Source organism: Enterobacter cloacae complex sp. IR5458, assembly GCF_049238025.1.
GTDB classification, from domain to species: domain Bacteria; phylum Pseudomonadota; class Gammaproteobacteria; order Enterobacterales; family Enterobacteriaceae; genus Enterobacter; species Enterobacter kobei.
This window is the reverse complement of record NZ_JBMKIF010000026.1, coordinates 62,761-75,782: the sequence shown is the minus strand read 5'-3', so window position 1 is coordinate 75,782 and position 13,022 is coordinate 62,761. Positions and strand designations below refer to the sequence as shown.

General features: G+C 55.9%; 10 protein-coding genes and 1 pseudogene. 4 read left to right on the top strand and 7 right to left on the bottom strand.

Annotation, left to right across the window (positions count from 1 at the left end):
- Positions 1–57: 57 nt before the first annotated feature.
- Positions 58–615 (top strand): annotated as a pseudogene (ypfH, locus tag ACOTYN_RS19505) (esterase); the annotation flags it as partial.
- 71 nt (positions 616–686) lie between these two features.
- On the opposite strand, the gene ACOTYN_RS19500 reads toward ypfH, so the two are convergent.
- The 3 genes from ACOTYN_RS19500 to ACOTYN_RS19490 are packed head-to-tail and all read right to left on the bottom strand — an operon-like array spanning position 687 to position 2,396.
- On the bottom strand, positions 687–884 hold the full coding sequence (locus ACOTYN_RS19500) for a YpfN family protein (protein ID WP_013098222.1): 198 nt from the start codon (positions 882–884) through the stop codon (positions 687–689).
- A 24-nt stretch (positions 885–908) separates the two neighbouring features.
- Positions 909–2,036, bottom strand: coding sequence for a succinyl-diaminopimelate desuccinylase (dapE, locus tag ACOTYN_RS19495; RefSeq protein WP_047027349.1), 1,128 nt, complete (start codon positions 2,034–2,036; stop codon positions 909–911).
- A gap of 3 nt (positions 2,037–2,039) precedes the next feature.
- Positions 2,040–2,396, bottom strand: a complete 357-nt coding sequence (locus ACOTYN_RS19490; protein ID WP_014884760.1) for an ArsC family reductase — start codon at positions 2,394–2,396, stop codon at positions 2,040–2,042.
- Between the two features lie 387 nt (positions 2,397–2,783).
- Between ACOTYN_RS19490 and ypfM the strand changes: the two genes are divergently transcribed.
- Entirely contained in the window at positions 2,784–2,843 is a 60-nt protein-coding gene (ypfM, locus tag ACOTYN_RS19485) for a protein YpfM (RefSeq protein WP_015572204.1), read from the top strand.
- A 108-nt stretch (positions 2,844–2,951) separates the two neighbouring features.
- Here the strand turns inward: ypfM and acrD are convergent, their stop codons facing one another.
- The gene (gene acrD, locus ACOTYN_RS19480) at positions 2,952–6,065 is read right to left on the bottom strand and encodes a multidrug efflux RND transporter permease AcrD (RefSeq protein ID WP_014884759.1); all 3,114 of its coding nucleotides are present in this window, start codon (positions 6,063–6,065) and stop codon (positions 2,952–2,954) included.
- A gap of 142 nt (positions 6,066–6,207) precedes the next feature.
- Positions 6,208–7,902: a nitrate/nitrite two-component system sensor histidine kinase NarQ gene (gene narQ, locus ACOTYN_RS19475; protein ID WP_071921978.1), complete on the bottom strand. Its 1,695-nt coding sequence runs from the start codon at positions 7,900–7,902 to the stop codon at positions 6,208–6,210.
- A gap of 220 nt (positions 7,903–8,122) precedes the next feature.
- Between narQ and nudK the strand changes: the two genes are divergently transcribed.
- Together nudK and ACOTYN_RS19465 are read left to right on the top strand one after the other, a co-directional pair.
- Positions 8,123–8,713 (top strand): GDP-mannose pyrophosphatase NudK, encoded by a 591-nt coding sequence (nudK, locus tag ACOTYN_RS19470; protein ID WP_014884757.1) that lies wholly within the window; start codon positions 8,123–8,125, stop codon positions 8,711–8,713.
- A gap of 109 nt (positions 8,714–8,822) precedes the next feature.
- On the top strand, positions 8,823–9,866 hold the full coding sequence (locus ACOTYN_RS19465; RefSeq protein ID WP_045281124.1) for a DUF1176 domain-containing protein: 1,044 nt from the start codon (positions 8,823–8,825) through the stop codon (positions 9,864–9,866).
- A gap of 69 nt (positions 9,867–9,935) precedes the next feature.
- Here the strand turns inward: ACOTYN_RS19465 and tkt are convergent, their stop codons facing one another.
- A complete protein-coding gene (tkt, locus tag ACOTYN_RS19460) occupies positions 9,936–11,924 on the bottom strand; it encodes a transketolase (RefSeq protein WP_014884755.1) in 1,989 nt (662 codons plus the stop codon).
- Between the two features lie 19 nt (positions 11,925–11,943).
- Positions 11,944–12,894, bottom strand: coding sequence for a transaldolase (tal, locus tag ACOTYN_RS19455; RefSeq protein ID WP_071921979.1), 951 nt, complete (start codon positions 12,892–12,894; stop codon positions 11,944–11,946).
- Positions 12,895–13,022: the final 128 nt, after the last annotated feature.

The window sequence follows — 13,022 nt, the reverse complement described above, 5'->3', positions numbered from 1 at the left end:
CGGGCATCGTTAACTTAAGATACAAAAGCTGTCCGGAAATGGCGGGTCAAGATCACATTGATTGTCAGCATCGGCGGCGTAGAACCGTGTGGTCCGAACGGACGACAGTGGTTTCCGGTTCAGGGCGTGACGGAGGAGAACCGTCAGGCGCGCATTGATGCCATCATGCCCACGTTTATCGACATCGTACGCTACTGGCAGCAGCAGAGCGGCGTGGGTGCTGACGCGACCGCGCTGATTGGCTTCTCGCAGGGATCTATCATGTCCCTGGAAAGTGTGAAAGCGCAGCCGGGTCTGGTTTCACGGGTGATCGCGTTTAACGGCCGCTTTGCGACGCTGCCGACGAGTGCGACTACACAGACCACGATCCATCTGATCCACGGTGGTGAAGACCGGGTCATTGAGCTTTCACATGCGGTTGCCGCTCAGGAAGCATTGATTCGTGAAGGTGGGGATGTGACGCTGGATATCGTTGACGATCTGGGCCATGCGATTGACGACCGCAGCATGCAATTCGCGCTCGATCATCTGCGTTATACCGTACCGAAGCACTACTTTGATGAGGCGCTCAGCGGCGGCAAGCCGAATGACGATAATATTGTTGAGTTTATGTAGGCACTTTCCCCCTCCCCCCCAGTTCCTCTCCCCACAGGGGCGAGGGTTAGGGGGAGGGGTGAAATTAACAATTACTTCTTCTGGTCTTTCTTCGGCCAGTCGTCGTCATCGTCCCACTTGTCGTTAAAATCGCGGTGTGGCGGGAGATCCGGCTTGTTCGCAAGAAACTTTTTGTGGTCAACGCGCTTAAGGTCTTTAATCACGTTGAGCAGTACGCCGACCAGAAACACCAGCACCAGAATCCACCAGTACTTTGCAAGCCAATCCATTCGCTATTCCTCTCAGAGCATTCGTCAGGCGACGAGTTGCTCCATAATACGTTGATACATACGAGCCAGCAGTTGCAAATCTGCCGCATTAACACACTCATTTATTTTATGAATGGTTGCGTTTACTGGCCCCAGTTCGACAACCTGAGCTCCCATACGGGCGATAAAGCGTCCGTCTGAAGTGCCACCCGTCGTCAGCAGTTGTGGCTTAATTTCATTATAGTGCTCGATGGCGTTCACTACCGCATCAACCAGTTTGCCGCGCTGCGTCAGGAACGGCTGGCCGGAAAGCCACCAGTCCACGGTGTAGCGCAGGTCATATTTTTCCAGCAGCGCGACAACGCGCGCTTTGATCATCTCATCGGTCAGTTCGGTGCTGAAGCGGAAGTTGAACTGGACGAAGAAGTCCCCCGGGATCACGTTGTTGCTGCCGGTCCCGGCCTTGACGTTAGCAATCTGCATGCTGGTCGGGGGGAAGAACTCGTTACCTTTATCCCACTCAATCGCCACCAGTTCGCTCAGCATTGGCGCAGCGCGATGAACGGGGTTATCGGCCAGATGTGGATAAGCAACGTGTCCCTGAACGCCGTGAATGGTCAGGTTACAGGTCAGTGAGCCACGGCGACCGTTTTTCACGACATCGCCCACCACTTCGGTACTGGACGGCTCGCCGACCAGACAGTAGTCGAGACGCTCGTTGCGCGCCATCAGCGCTTCAACCACCTTCACGGTACCGTTATGGGCACTGGCTTCTTCGTCGGAGGTGACCAAAAACGCGAGACGGTTTTTGTGGTTCGGATGCTGAGCCACGAAGCGTTCAGCCGCGACCACCATCGCTGCCAGCGAGCCTTTCATGTCTGCCGCGCCGCGGCCAAAGAGCATGCCATCGCGGATGGTCGGTTCAAACGGCGGGTTAATCCAGCGATCTGCGTCACCTGCGGGAACGACGTCAGTATGCCCGGCAAACGCCAGCGTTTCACCCTGGCCGCGCCACGCCCAGAAGTTCTGAGTATCGCCAAAATCCATGCGTTCAACGGTAAAACCGATGGCACGCAGGCGCTCAATCATTAATGCCTGACAACCTGCGTCGTCCGGGCTAAGGGAAGGACGGCGAATAAGCTGTTGAGTCAGCTCAATGACCGGGCATGACATACACTACACCTCAACGAAAAAGTCAGAATAAAGGGTTTCACTGAAACCCAGCAGCATAGGCTGACCTGGCTTGCAGAGCAATGGGCGTTTGATAATTGCCGGCATTTCACGCATCAGTTTTGCCGCGCTGTCGGCATCAACGATGCTGGCGCGCAGGGATTCGTCCAGTTTACGCCAGGTGGTACCGCGGGTGTTAAGCAGTGCCTCCCAGCCCAGTTCATTGATGGCGTTATGCAGAAAATCTGCATCAAGCCCATCGGCACGGTAATCGTGGAAGCGGTACTCGATGTGGTTCGCTTCCAGCCAGCGGCGGGCTTTTTTGATGGTGTCGCAATTTTTAATGCCGTACATCACAACCATGGTGAATCCTTTTGTCCTTATGACCATTAAATGTTCAATAAATTCGAAGATATATCCTTAAGCAGAATATAACACATTCAGGAATACTCTGGATTTACACGTCTGCTTAATTCAACGCACATCTGTACGCTGAATATTCTTTCATCATTTAAGCATAGATGTCCATCGGGTATAAATTGCTAACAAACTCAGCGGGTAAAATAAAGCTCACCCGTTCGTAGGGTTATTTCAAAATATTGCTGGCCGTCACACAAAATTTAAGATTCTCCATTCATATTTATCATAAATCCCCAACGGTGGCGGGGTACAATCACAGCAATTGGTTAAATAGTCTTCACAATGATGATACGTTTTCGTAGAATGCGCATAATAATAAGAGAGGTTGTTATGATTGAACGTGAACTGGGGAACTGGAAAGATTTTATCGAAGGCATGCTTCGTAAATGACATTCAGTAAGAATTGCAAGAGCACTTAAATAAGTAAAATAATCATAGTGTGAATTAATCACACAATAAAAAGGCGGCTGATAAAGCCGCCTTTTTTATGGCTGAATGTTATTCCTGCCGCTCTCTGAGCGGGAAGCGACGACGCACCAGCACAAAGAACAGCGGCACGAAATAAATGGCCAGGATGGTGGCCGAAATCATGCCCCCCATTACCCCGGTACCGACCGCGTGCTGGCTGCTGGAACCTGCACCCGTGCTGGTTGCCATTGGCAATACGCCAAAAATAAAGGCCAGCGAGGTCATCAGGATCGGGCGTAGTCGCTGACGGCAGGCATGTAGCGTGGCGGCCATCAGCTCGTGGCCTTTGGCATTCATCTCGTTGGCAAACTCAACGATCAGAATGGCGTTTTTCGCCGACAAGCCGATCACCGTCAGCAGCCCGACCTGGAAGTAAACATCGTTTTCCAGGCCGCGCATCCAGGTTGCCAGCAGCGCACCGATAACCCCAAGCGGTACCACCAGCATGACCGAGAACGGAACCGACCAGCTCTCATACAGCGCGGCAAGGCAGAGGAACACCACCAGCAGAGAAAGGGCATAAAGCGCGGGGGCCTGCGCGCCGGAGAGACGTTCCTGGTAAGACATGGCCGTCCATTCCAGACCAAAACCGGCGGGCAGCTGTTGCACCAGTTTTTCCATGGTGTCCATGGCCGTGCCGGTACTTACGCCCGGCGCGGCTTCCCCGACGATTTCCACCGCAGAATAACCGTTATAGCGCTCCAGACGCGGCGAACCGCTCTCCCAGCGCGAGGTGGCAAACGCCGAGAAGGGAACCATCCCGCCGCTGTTATTGCGTACAAACCAGCGGTTAATATCATCCGGCAGCATGCGGTACGGCGCGGCGGACTGAACATATACTTTTTTCACGCGACCGCGATCCATAAAGTCGTTCACATAGCTCGAGCCCCACGCCGTTTGCAGGGTGTCGTTGATATCGTCGATGGAGACGCCCAGCGCCTGCGCCTTACGCTGGTCGATATCCACCTGAAGCTGCGGGCTGTCGTCCAGGCCGTTGTGGCGCACGCGGGTCAGGCCAGAATCATTACCTGCCAGCGCTAACAATTTGTCGCGTGCCGCCATCAGCGCATCGTGGCCCGCGCCGGCGTGATCCTGCAGCTCCATATCAAACCCGGCAGAACTCCCCAGGCCGCTGATCGCTGGCGGACTGCTCGCAAAGACGCGCGCCTCTTTAATACGGGAAAAGGCTTTAGTGGCACGTTCAATGATGGCAAATGAGGTTCCCGTTTGGGTGTCCCGTTCATTCCAGTCTTTCAGACGGACAAACATACGGGCGACGTTCTGCCCGTTCCCGCCCGGGCCGGAGCCAACGGTCGAAAAGACCGACACAACGTTATCTTTCTCGTGGGTGAAGAAGTACTGCTCTACGTTCTGGACCACTTTCAGCGTCTGCTGCTGCGTTGAGCCGCTCGGGAGCTGCACCGAGGTGATGAACATCCCCCGGTCTTCCATCGGCAGGAACGAGGTGGGCAAATGCAGAAACAGCCACACCATGCCGCCCAGCAGTACAACGTAAATCATCATCCAGCGCAGGCTGCGGTGCAGCACTTTACCGACCGCAGATTCATACCGGGCGGCATTGCGGTTGAACATCCGGTTAAACCAGCCGAAGAACCCTTTCTGACCGTGATGTTCCCCTTTGTGCAGCGGCTTGAGGAGGGTGGCGCAAAGCGCAGGGGTGAGGATCAGGGCCACCAGAACGGAGAGTACCATTGCTGAGACGATGGTTATCGAGAACTGGCGGTAAATCGCGCCGGTCGTGCCGCCGAAGAAGGCCATCGGGATAAAGACCGCCGACAACACCATCGCAATGCCGACTAACGCCCCCTGAATTTGACCCATGGATTTTCGCGTGGCCTGGCGCGGGGAAAGACCTTCTTCGCTCATGATGCGCTCGACGTTTTCGACCACCACAATGGCATCATCCACCAGCAGGCCAATTGCCAGCACCATGGCAAACATCGTCAGGGTGTTAATGCTGTACCCGAACGCGTAAAGCACCGAAAAGGTACCCAGCAGCACCACGGGGACGGCAATAGTGGGGATCAGCGTGGCGCGAAAGTTTTGCAGGAACAGATACATGACCAGGAACACCAGGGCAATCGCTTCCAGCAGGGTCTTTACCACATCCTCAATCGAGGCTTTTACGAAGGAAGTGGTTTCATAGGCGACTTTATACTCCAGCCCGTGCGGGAAATACTGCGACAGCTCATCCAGACGGTCCAGCACCAATTTCGCCGTCGCCATTTCATTTGCGCCGGAGGCCAGCTTAATCCCAAGGCCAGAGGCCGGGTTGCCGTTAAATCGGCTCAGGTAGTCGTATTTCTCAGCACCCATTTCCACCGTCGCCACATCGCTCAGACGCACTTCTGAGCCATCCTGATTCACGCGCAGGGTGATGTTGCGGAACTGGTCCGGTGTCTGAAGCAGGGATTGCGAATTAATGGTGGCGTTCAGGGCTTGTTTATCAACGGAAGGCGTTCCTCCCAGTTGCCCCACGGCAATTTGTGCGTTCTGGGCTTTGATGGCATCCGTCACGTCGGTGGCCGTCATCTGATAGCTGTTCAGCTTGTTGGGATCGAGCCAGATACGCATGGAGTATTGTGAGCCGTAGGCGTCGATATCCCCCACGCCGTTAATACGGCTGAGCGGGTCCTGAATATTACTGGCGACGTAGTCCGCAATGTCCTGTTTATCCATTGAGCCATCGGTGGAGACAAACGCGATGGTCAAAATGTTGGTATCACCGGTTTTACGTACGGTAACGCCCTGGTTCTGCACCGCCTGGGGCAGCTTACGCATAGCCGACTGAAGCTGGTTTTGTACCTGCTGCACCGCTTCGTCCGGGTCGGTGCCCGCCTTAAAGCTCAGGGTAACCGTCGCTTGTCCCGTGGCGCTGCTTTGCGAGGACATGTACATCAGGTTATCCAGACCCGTCATGTTCTGCTCGATAACCTGCGTCACGGTGTTTTCCAGCGTTTGTGCGGAAGCGCCGGGGTAGTTTGCGGTGACACGCACATTAGGCGGTGCCAGATCGGGATATTGCTCAACAGGAAGAGAAGTAATCGCCAGGACACCTGTCAGACACAACAGGATGGCAAGCACCCAGGCAAAAATGGGGCGATCGATGAAAAAATTCGCCATGTAAAAGTGACCTCGTTTTGCTGCACGTCATTATTGTTTATTGCCCGCCTAACTTTAGCGGTAAGGCCCAGGTCAAACGTGGAGAAATAAAGGAGATAGTGTAAATTATCATGCGCTTTTCCCTGCGCTTGCCTCTTTACCGTTATTTACCCGTTAACGGCGCAGGCACCGGGAACGTCACGCTGACCAGCGTGCCGCCGTTTTGCGGTTGCGAAAAGTGCAGCATGCCTCCGAGTCGTTGTGCGCGCTCACGCATAATGTTCAGTCCGTAGTGTCCGGGCGGTTCGCTTGCCTCGCCAATCCCGATGCCGTTGTCGCGAATGCTGACGCTGTGCGTGCCATCCACCGCCGTTACGCAGCTAACGGTAATTTCGCTGGCCTGGGCGTGCTTAATCGCATTCAGAACGGCTTCCCGGACGATCTGCAATAAATGCACCTGTTTCTGGGCGTCAAGCGCCAGGGAGGAGAGACGACAGTCGAGGTGCAGCCTGGCCTGCGTCTGGCTCTGCAGGGCATCGAGAGACTCCTGCAGCGCCGCGGGTAAATTCGCATGATTTAACGTCAGCCGGAAGGTCGTCAGCAGCTCGCGCAGCTGCTGCCAGGCGTTGTTCAGCTCGCGGGAGAAGTCGGTGATGATAGTTTGCGCGGGAGCATTATCCGCTGGCAACGCGCGTTTAAGCAGGGCAAGCTGGATCCGCAGATAAGACAGCACCTGCGCCAGCGAATCGTGCAGTTCCCGGGCGATGGTGGCGCGTTCTTCCATCAGCAGCAGCTGCTGGTAATGCTTTTGCGCCTGGTTAAAGTACAGCCCGCGCCCGAGCATGGTCGCCACGCTTCTCATCAGCGGGAGGGGAACGCTGTCCGTCTCGCTTTGCCAGCGCAGTTCACCGTAGAGGGTGTCCTGCATCAGTACCGGCAGATTTTGCAGCGGGATGCTGCCCGACGCGGTCCCTTCACACAGTCGCCAGTCGTCGCTGGTGCGGAGTTCCAGGTAATTCATCTGAGTGTATTCATGGACAATCTGCAATATGTGCCGAAAACAATGGCTGTCTATCTGCCCCGTATTCAACGCCTGGGAGCATTTAAACAGCATGTCGAGCTGCTGGTGGGCTTCGTGCAAATGTCGCGTCTTTTCCGCCACGGAAGCTTCAAGCGACCGATAAAGGGTGTGTAGCTCCCCCGACATATGGTTGAAAGCGCGGGAAAGTTGGCCCAGCTCGTTGGGTAGGGCGGTATCCGGCGCAGGCGTCGTAAATTCTCCTCGCTCAATCCGCTCGCTGGCCGCCACCAGATTATTCAGCGGTAATACGACCTGGCGGCGGATACGCCGCAGGGTAAAAAGCGTCAGCAGCAGGATCCCGAGGGCGCCAGCCAGAGAGAGGAGGGTCACTGTCTGGATTTTATGTTCACTGTAATGCTGGAGGGCGAGCACAAAGGCATCAATGCGGCCGACAAAATCCTCAATATGTGCGGCATACCATGCGCTGTCACCGCGGGCGATGTGCTTATCCATTTCCAGCCAGGCAAACTGCAGTTGCTGGTAGCGCGTTTTGACATTGCCCGGAACGTACCAGCGGTTCAGCTTTTGCAGGGAAGGTGCGCTTAATGTCTGCCGCCAGTTCTCACGATGCGCCATAAGGGAAGGGCTGTTACGCTGCATCTCGTAACCGAGACGATAGCTCTGCATGCGCAGTGAACCCGCAACGTTGATGGCTTCAGCGTCGCGCTGGCTGCTGGCAAGCGTTAGTAGCGCGACGCTGCTGGTCAGCACGGAGAGAACAATTATCGAAAAGAAAGCCCAGGCAAGGCTTCCGGAAACGGGTCGCTTAACGGTCACAGAACGGCTCTCTGGGAGAAATAATCAGACATTTCGGGCAGGTGTACATTGCCTGATAACGCAGTGATGAGTAAACACTTTATTCATACGTACAGTAAGGTTATTGCGCCTGGCGCAACCGGAAACATCATCCAGCGAGAAACGCGCCGTCTGAACCCACGGGCGACAAAGCGAGCGTCACGGCGTAGTATAAACAGACTCATTTTGCCGTGGAGCCCGTATGTCCCTGAACATTACCGTTATCAAAGACAAAATCCTTTCTGAAAATTACTTTGTCCTGCGTAACATCACTTACGATTTAACCCGTAAGAACGGGGACGTTATTCGCCATAAACGCGAAGTCTACGACCGGGGCAATGGCGCTACCATTCTGCTGTATAACCGCGAAAAGCAAAGCGTGGTATTGATTCGTCAGTTTCGGGTGGCGACATGGGTCAATGGCAACGCGGACGGGCGTCTGATTGAAACCTGCGCCGGTCTGCTTGATGACGATGAGCCGGAAGTCTGTATTCGCAAAGAAGCCATAGAAGAAACGGGTTTTGAGGTGGGTGCGGTACAAAAAGTCTTTGAGCTTTTCATGTCTCCAGGCGGGGTGACCGAGCTGGTCCACTTCTTCGTTGCGGAATACACCGATGCTCAGCGTACTCACCGCGGCGGCGGGGTCGAGGATGAAGATATTGAAGTGCTTGAAATGCCCTTCGCTCAGGCGCTGGAAATGGTGAAAAGCGGCGAGATACGCGACGGTAAAGCGGTGATCCTGCTGCAGTATCTGCAAACCAGCGGCGTGATGAACGCCGCGCAGGTCCGGTGATAAGTTATATTTCAGATAAATCTATCCGATAAATCCGATTGAGCCCGCCCGTCCAGGGCACGAAGATACGCCCCAGATTGACCTTTTCGTTTCCGGGGCTGTGCCATTCATGCGCTACTGCGTTTTGCTTCTCTTCTTTTTTTGCGTGCTACCCGCACCTCTGGTGTGGGCTGCACCTGCGCAGCAGTCTTTCTCTGACTGGCAGGTCACCTGCAATAACCAGAATTTTTGCGTTGCCCGAAATACCGGTGAACACCGCGGGCTGGTGATGACGCTGAGCCGTAGCGCTGGGGCAAAAACGGACGCCAGCCTGCGTATCGATCTCGGCGGGCTTTCGGCTCCTCCGGTAAAAGAGCCTGACATCGCCCCCCGACTGCTGCTCGACGACGTTCCCTTAAAACTCAATGCCCAGCACTGGCAGTTAACGCCCTGGCATCTCAAGACTGACGATACGGGTACCCTCACCACGTTTCTGAAAACGATTCAGGAAGGACAGAGGCTGACCCTGCGCGGAGGAAAGCAGACGATCTCTCTGGTCGGACTGAAAGCGGCGCTGCTGTTTATCGACGCTCAGCAAAAGCGCGTGGGCAGCGAAACAGCATGGATTAAAAAAGGAGATAGCCCGCCGCTGAGCGTGCCTCCAGCTCCGGCATTAAAAAAGGTGGCCGTGGTGAACCCCACGCCAACGCCACTCTCACACGCTGAACTGAACGATCTGCTGGATTACGGCACCTGGCGGATGAACAACAGCCAGTGCTCGCTGGATCCTAACCGCCGCGAAGTGCGCGTCACCGCATTAACGGATGATAAAGCGCTGCTGATCGTCAGCTGCGAGGCGGGGGCTTACAATACGGTCGATCTGGCGTGGCTGGTATCGCGTAAAAAACCGTTCACCGCGCGCAGCGTCAGGCTGCGTCTGCCGTTTACCCCGTCCAGTCAGAGTAGCGATATGGAACTGATGAACGCCAGCTTCGATGAAAAAGCACGCGAGCTGACGACGCTCGCACTGGGGCGTGGGATCGGTGATTGTGGGATCCAGACGCGCTGGCGTTTCGACGGCCAGCGCTTCCGCCTGGTGCGGTATGCGGAAGAGCCAAGCTGCGATAACTGGAACGGGCCGGACGCCTGGCCCACGCTGTGGATCACGCGGTAGTCCGGCTTACGATTTGATGGTGTTGTAGGCCGGGTAAGGCGTAGCCGCCACCCGGCAACGAAGACCGCACTAAAGCACACTCAACGCCTTCTCCACCACGTTCTCAACGGTAAAGCCGAAGTACGGGAACAGCTTGTCGGCAGGGGCGGACTCACCGTAGCCCCGCATACCGACAATCGCCCCTTTCAGCCCCACATACTTATACCAGTAGTCGGCAATTCCCGCTTCCACCGCCACGCGCGCCGCGACGCTGGAGGGGAGCACCGATTCACGGTATGCCTCGTCCTGGGCATCAAAGATATCCGTTGAAGGCAGGGAAACGACGCGCACCGCGTGACCTTCGGCAGTCAGTTTCTCCGCCGCTTTCACCGTGATTTCCACCTCAGAACCCGTGGCAATCAGGATCACGTCCGGTTTGCCGCCGCTGTCCTTCAGGATGTACCCGCCGCGGGCGATATTTTTCACCTGCTCCGGGGTGCGCTCAATTTGGGCCAGGTTTTGACGCGACAGGATCAGCGCCGTCGGGCCGTTATGGCGCTCAACCGCCAGCTTCCAGCCCACTGCCGCTTCGACCTGATCGCACGGACGCCATGTGCTGAAGTTTGGCGTTAAGCGCAGGCTCGCCAGCTGTTCCACCGCCTGGTGCGTCGGGCCATCTTCACCCAGCCCGATAGAGTCGTGGGTGTAGACCATGATCTGCCGGGCCTTCATCAGCGCCGCCATGCGCGCTGCGTTACGGGCGTACTCAACGAACATCAGGAAGGTGGCGGTGTAGGGCACGAAGCCGCCGTGATGGGCGATGCCGTTGGCAATGGCGGTCATCCCGAACTCGCGCACGCCGTAGTGGATATAGTTTCCGGCGATGTCCTCTTTCAGCGATTTCGAGCCCGACCAGATGGTCAGGTTACTCGGCGCCAGATCCGCCGAGCCGCCGAGCAGTTCGGGCAGGATAGGGCCGATGGCATTCAGGGTGTTTTGCGACGCCTTACGGGTGGCGATTTTCGCCGGGTTAGACTGCAGGTTTTCAATCAGTGCCTGGGTTTTATCGTCCCAGTCTTCCGGCAGACCACCGCTCATGCGGCGGGAAAACTCAGCCGCCAGTTCCGGGTATGCTTTTTTGTAGGCGGCAAATTTTTCGTTCCAGGCATGCTGGGCTTTTTCACCCGTTTCGCGCGCATCCCATGCCTTGTAGATCTCTTTCGGGATCTCAAACGGCGGGTATTTCCAGCCCAGTTTCTGTCGGGTCAGTGCCACCTCTTCTTCGCCGAGCGCCGCGCCGTGCGCTTCTTCTTTACCTGCTTTGTTTGGTGAGCCAAAGCCGATGACCGTACGGCAGATAATCAGGGACGGTTTGTCCTTCACGCTCTGCGCTTCCTGAATCGCTTTTTTCACCGCTTCGGGATCGTGGCCGTCGATCTCATGCACGACGTGCCAGTGATAGGCTTCGAAGCGTTTCGCCGTGTCGTCGGTGAACCAGCCCTCGGTTTCCCCGTCAATGGAGATGCCGTTGTGGTCGTAAAAGCCGATCAGCTTGCCGAGCCCCAGCGTGCCCGCCAGCGAGCAGACTTCATGCGAAATCCCCTCCATCAGGCAACCGTCACCCATAAACACGTACGTGTAGTGATCGACAATCTCGTGGTCCGGCTGGTTAAACTGTGCCGCCAGCGTGCGTTCGGCAATCGCGAGTCCGACGGCGTTGGCCAGCCCCTGACCCAGCGGTCCGGTGGTGGTTTCGACACCCGGCGTATAGCCGATTTCCGGGTGACCCGGGGTTTTCGAATGCAGCTGGCGGAAATTCTTCAGCTCCTCAAGCGGCAGATCATAGCCGGACAGGTGCAGCAGGCTGTAGAGCAGCATCGAGGCGTGGCCGTTAGACAGAATAAAGCGGTCACGATCGTACCAGGCAGGATCGTTGGGGTTGTGCTTCAGGAAGTCGTTCCACAACACTTCGGCAATATCAGCCATGCCCATGGGGGCGCCAGGGTGGCCTGAATTGGCTTTCTGCACGGCATCCATGCTGAGGGCGCGGATGGCATTGGCGAGCTCTTTACGGGACATAGTTCACTCCATGGCAAGGTTAAAGTTTGGCGGCGAGTAGGTCTTCAAGTTTGCGCTGGTCGACGGCGAACAGGCGGATGCCTTCCGCCAGTTTATCCACGGCCATCGCGTCCTGATTGTGCTCCCAGCGGAACTCGGCTTCGGTCATGGCCTTCGGTTTCGGCAGGACGGTGGAGGTTGGCACCAGTTTGCGGATCACCGTCTCTTCTTTGTCCTGTAATTCTTTAAGCAGGTTAGGGGAGATGGTCAGGCGGTCGCAGCCTGCCAGGGCGAGGATCTGCTCGGTACGGCGGAAGCTGGCCCCCATCACGATGGTTTCATAGCGGTGCTGTTTGTAGTAGTCGTAGATATTTCGCACTGACTTCACGCCTGGATCTTCCTCGACTACGTACGGGTCCATGGGCTGTTTCGCCTGATACCAGTCGTAGATGCGCCCGACAAACGGCGAGACGAGGAACACGCCCGCTTCAGCACAGGCGCGTGCCTGTGCAAACGAGAACAGCAGCGTCAGGTTGCAGTGGATCCCCTCTTTTTCCAGCACCTCTGCCGCGCGGATACCTTCCCACGTTGACGCGAGCTTGATCAGAATGCGTGACGTATCAATTCCCTGCTCCTGGTAGAGTTCAACCAGACGACGCGCTTTCGTAATACTCTTTTCTTTATCGAACGAGAGGCGGGCGTCCACTTCGGTCGAGACGCGTCCTGGAATGCTTTTCAGAATTTCTGCACCAAAATTAACCCCCAGTTTGTCGCTGGCTTCGGCAACCTGTTGCTCCTGCGTTTTGCCGCGCTTCTTGCCGTAAGCAATCGCGTCATCAATCAGATGGCTAAAATGGGCAAGCCCTGCCGCTTTCAGAAGCAGGGAAGGGTTGGTGGTCGCGTCCTCCGGCTGATAGTGGCGAATCGACTCGATATCGCCGCTGTCCGCAACCACGGTGGTGAATTGTTTGATGCCGTCTAGCTGGTTCATAAATCATTACTCCTTGGAAATAAAAGAGTTAGATGAGTGCGTTAGTTCACACTTCTGAGAAAATCATGATGGACTTAACAAAAAAGCATAGCAGACGGGGGAGGCATTGCTTTTGAGACGGGTAACAT

What these genes read in the sequence shown, in the direction of transcription:
- ACOTYN_RS19465 (WP_045281124.1), top strand. Translation starts at nt 8,823, where the DNA reads ATGCGCTACTGCGTTTTGCTTCTCTTCTTTTTTTGCGTGCTACCCGCA.
- acrD (WP_014884759.1), bottom strand. Translation starts at nt 6,065, where the DNA reads ATGGCGAATTTTTTCATCGATCGCCCCATTTTTGCCTGGGTGCTTGCC.
- nudK (WP_014884757.1), top strand. Translation starts at nt 8,123, where the DNA reads ATGTCCCTGAACATTACCGTTATCAAAGACAAAATCCTTTCTGAAAAT.
- tal (WP_071921979.1), bottom strand. Translation starts at nt 12,894, where the DNA reads ATGAACCAGCTAGACGGCATCAAACAATTCACCACCGTGGTTGCGGAC.
- dapE (WP_047027349.1), bottom strand. Translation starts at nt 2,036, where the DNA reads ATGTCATGCCCGGTCATTGAGCTGACTCAACAGCTTATTCGCCGTCCT.
- ACOTYN_RS19500 (WP_013098222.1), bottom strand. Translation starts at nt 884, where the DNA reads ATGGATTGGCTTGCAAAGTACTGGTGGATTCTGGTGCTGGTGTTTCTG.
- tkt (WP_014884755.1), bottom strand. Translation starts at nt 11,924, where the DNA reads ATGTCCCGTAAAGAGCTCGCCAATGCCATCCGCGCCCTCAGCATGGAT.
- ACOTYN_RS19490 (WP_014884760.1), bottom strand. Translation starts at nt 2,396, where the DNA reads ATGGTTGTGATGTACGGCATTAAAAATTGCGACACCATCAAAAAAGCC.